Origin of the sequence: Ligilactobacillus murinus DSM 20452 = NBRC 14221 (assembly GCF_001591685.1) — a bacterium.
Lineage (GTDB): Bacteria > Bacillota > Bacilli > Lactobacillales > Lactobacillaceae > Ligilactobacillus > Ligilactobacillus murinus.
The window spans coordinates 1-3,617 of sequence record NZ_BCVJ01000084.1; the positions used below are offsets into that span (position 1 = coordinate 1).

Below are 3,617 nucleotides of genomic sequence, written 5' to 3' on the forward strand. Positions count from 1 at the left end.
AAAAAAAACAAGATGCTTTTCTTGTGATAGATTGCAGGTAATTTATCACAAGAAAGGTGGAAAAATATGTCCAATAACAATTTTGTAGTGGCAACCATGAGAAAGTTTAAGCAAGAAAATTTAGGGGGGATCGAGATTCATAATGAGCGAAAAACTAAAAATCACTCGAATAAGGATATCGATGTCAGCAAAAAGAACCTGAACTTAGATTTAGTTACTGAGACTGGGTCTTACCAAAAGCGTGTTTCTGATCGGATCATGCGCAATCGGAAGTCGGATCGTAAAGTCCGTAAAGACGCTGTTGTGTTAGCAGAATGGATCGTTTCGGCTTCTCCTGAAATTTTTGAAAAAATGAATGAGAATGATGTCAAAAAATATTTCACTTGGTCATTAAAGTATTTTGGAGAAAAATTTGGTAGTGAAAATGTCGTTTATGCCAAAGTGCATTTTGATGAGACTACACCGCATATGCATTTGGGTATTGTCCCACTAACTAGTGATGGTCGCTTGAGCGCAAAAAATGTGTTTAATCGATCTGCGTTAAGAAGCGTGCAAAGCGAATTACCTGTATTTCTGAAAGACAAGGGTTTTGATGTTAAACGGGGACGAAAGGACGAAACCAGAAAAAAACTGACTGTACCTGAATATAAAAAAGCGCAGGCAGATTTAGCAGCAATGAGAAAGGAGAATGAATATTTAGAGAGACGAAATAAAGCGTTGGAAGTAGAGTTTGAACGAGAAATTTCGCATGTTACTAATACGATAAATTCTGTTTTAGTAACGAATGCCGTTATCCCGTCAGAAGACGAGCCGTTATATTTTTACGACGGAATTCAGAAACCGATTTTCTTGGGATCGATTAGGAATTTTCTTAATACTAGAACTGAATTGATAGCGCAGGCTTTGAGACCGCCTAGAAGGATTTTAAACGATGTGACTATTATTTCGAGCGAAGATAAAACGCCTGTAAATAATGTCAAGGCGTTCAAATTATCCGCTAGCGATATGCTTAAGGACGTGCGTGAGCAGTTAATTAAGCATCTAGATCGCTGGAAAAAAACTTTGAGACGCTATTTGAATACTAGCGTTGATAAAACGACCATAGGAAGAGCAAAAATAACAGCTGAAGTTAAAGAGTGGGTCGATCCAGAACGGAGCGATTATGCTAAGGGAACTTTTGCTGAAGGAAATATTTTAGGGGAGAGCAATAGATTTTTGTTTGTAAATCCTAAAATCAGCGAACTAAAGAGCAGGCTATCGCCGGATGGTGATCGTGATTACACACTCACTAGTTCGCGCAAAATCAGCAGACCAAGAGCTACTTTTTTGAAAAATGGTAGTGTAGCCAATCCAAACGATCTGCTGAAGAACTTTGATGATACTCCTGAAAGAGCAAGGGAGATCGCAAAGTTTTATAAGCCAAAGGTAAAGAAAACGTCTCAAAGAGGTATTGTACGTAGGTAACTTTAAGTGCTGTGTTCGTCAATATTCCAAAAATAACATTGGCTTCAAAAAATCTGATATACTAAAAAAGTTGCTACAACCCTTTGTTTTTTGGGAAGGGGGTGTTAGTGTGTCGCAATTCGATATAGCTGTCACAGCTCCGCTTTTTGTTGGCGTGTTTTTGTTGTTACTAAAGCACTGGTTAGACGATAACAATAAGCGTAAGTAGCAAAATATCTAACCGTAAAGGGTCTTGTTTTTACAGGAAGCAAGGCTCTTTTTTGCATAAAAAAATCGCACAGTTACAGGCTGTGCGATCCGACATCAGTGTGTCACAATTCGATTCAATACTAGTATAACATATTTTTCTTTTTATTTCTAAGTAACTTGTGTTGATTGAAATTGGATTTAATGTATATCGATAACTCACACTTTATTAATTGAAAATTAATATTTACATGAGAAAAACTTTTATGTTAGAATTTGTTTTGTAAGGGTTTTAATCAGTTTTTGCCTTAGTTATTATTAAAAAGGAGTGACAGTTATGAAGAAAGTATTTCTTGTTTTATCTATCGCGTTATCCCTTGTTTTTGTAACTAATTTGAATAGTACAGCTTCAGCTAGTGTTTCTGCAAATGTTCCTGTAGGAGCTGGAACTACTGGAAAATTACCTGAAAAATATTATGCAAATGGTCTTTATTGTAACCAGTTTACTTGTCGTGTTGACTGGAATCAAGCGCGACAATCTATTGGTGAGATTTCGTATCGGGGTTGGATGAATGGTTTGCCTAAATTAGGGACTGGTGGTTTTTAATAATGAACTCGAAAAAGGCAATGCAAAACATTCAAAAAGTTAATAATTTATTAACTGACTTGTATAACAGCTTAAATAATCAGGAGGCTAGAAATGCAGTACAAGTCGCTTATAATAAAATAAATAAACCTGACAAAATTTCTGCGAAGTGTAAAGAAGTCCCTGAGGCTGTAGAAAAAATGAAAAGAGTTTTTTCAAGATTGTCTTTGAGTAAGGAATGTCATTTTACGAGATCTCAGGAAGAACTTGTATCGAAATTAACTGTGTTTACTAGAAAATCATTCCAAAAAGGGTTTGATGGTTTGGTCTATGCGGATACCTGGTTTATATAGTATATATAAAAGCCCTAGAGAACCACGAATTCTCTAGGGCTTTGGTGTGCAAGTGCACTATATCTTCGTAACTTAAGTATAACATGAATAGTGGTTGGTGGCGAGAGCCCGCAGGAAGTAGATGTTAGTCAAGGGGCAAGCGAAAGCGAGACGCCGTAGGGCAACCCTTGACTAACGAGACCATAAAAACACGATAAGGAATAAGAACAGTCCATTTTTGGGCTGTTCTGCGCGATATACGGCACGTATGACTGTGATCAAGCTGACATCAGCTTGACGGGGGTGTGGGGTGGTAAGCCCCGCGTAAATAAAATACTAGTCAATGAAGTGTCGCAAAATTGATCATTCAGGTGTCGTTTTTGTAAATTTCAATTTTTTGTTTGACGAATCTGAAATGGGTCGTTCCTTTTTCAGGGGGTGGTCAAAAAGATGTCACAAAAGGGTCAAAAGTATGTCATTTTTACAAATTTTAAGTTTGTTATTGACAATTTGAAAAAAGTAATTCACGTTGCTGAGAAAAATATTTTTGCGGGTAAAGTATAATTATACTTTTGTCATTTTTCGTTATATGGGCTTGTTTAGCGTTCTTGAACGTTTTAGAGTGTTTGTAGTACAATTACCCTTGTAATAAATAAAAAGAGCTTAGAAGCTAAAAAAATAGCCTTGCAGTCAAAACTTTGGCGGGTTTTCTGCAAGGGCTAAACGATAAAAAGCTTTGTATTTTGCTCAGAACGGGCGAAGTGTATATATTCGCTGTTCTCGTAGTATATTTTACGCAAAAAGTGGGTAAAATGCAATCCTTCTAATCGATTTTAGCTTTCTGAGGTCGACTAGGAGGTTTTTTAGTATGACAAAGAAAGATGATCGAGCAAGAACTTGGACATTTATTGTTTACCCTGAAAGTGCGCCAGAGAATTGGAGAGACCTTTTGGATGAGTATCATGTTCCGTGGGTGGAAAGTCCATTGCACGATAAGGATATTAACCCTGATGGAACGGTCAAAAAAGCTCACTGGCACGTTATTTTGT

Annotated in this window: 4 protein-coding genes; all 4 read left to right on the forward strand. The window is 36.9% G+C overall.

Features of this window, described 5'->3' with window-relative positions:
* The first annotated feature begins 66 nt into the window (after positions 1 to 66).
* Positions 67 to 1,464 carry a MobV family relaxase gene (gene mobV / locus LMU01S_RS09635; protein WP_056958546.1) on the forward strand — a complete coding sequence of 466 codons (1,398 nt, stop codon included), beginning with the start codon at positions 67 to 69 and terminating at the stop codon, positions 1,462 to 1,464.
* Positions 1,465 to 1,987: 523 nt separating this feature from the next.
* Positions 1,988 to 2,257 carry a leucocin A/sakacin P family class II bacteriocin gene (locus LMU01S_RS09645; RefSeq protein WP_056958553.1) on the forward strand — a complete coding sequence of 90 codons (270 nt, stop codon included), beginning with the start codon at positions 1,988 to 1,990 and terminating at the stop codon, positions 2,255 to 2,257.
* 2 nt (positions 2,258 to 2,259) lie between these two features.
* The gene (locus LMU01S_RS09650; protein ID WP_056958555.1) at positions 2,260 to 2,589 is read left to right on the forward strand and encodes a hypothetical protein; all 330 of its coding nucleotides are present in this window, start codon (positions 2,260 to 2,262) and stop codon (positions 2,587 to 2,589) included.
* 847 nt (positions 2,590 to 3,436) lie between these two features.
* The coding region (locus LMU01S_RS09655) for a Rep family protein (RefSeq protein WP_225354628.1) at positions 3,437 to 3,617 on the forward strand (181 nt) is incomplete at its 3' end.

Coding starts and splice junctions, on each gene's coding strand:
- mobV (WP_056958546.1), top strand. CDS start 67: ATGTCCAATAACAATTTTGTAGTGGCAACCATGAGAAAGTTTAAGCAA.
- LMU01S_RS09645 (WP_056958553.1), top strand. CDS start 1,988: ATGAAGAAAGTATTTCTTGTTTTATCTATCGCGTTATCCCTTGTTTTT.
- LMU01S_RS09650 (WP_056958555.1), top strand. CDS start 2,260: ATGAACTCGAAAAAGGCAATGCAAAACATTCAAAAAGTTAATAATTTA.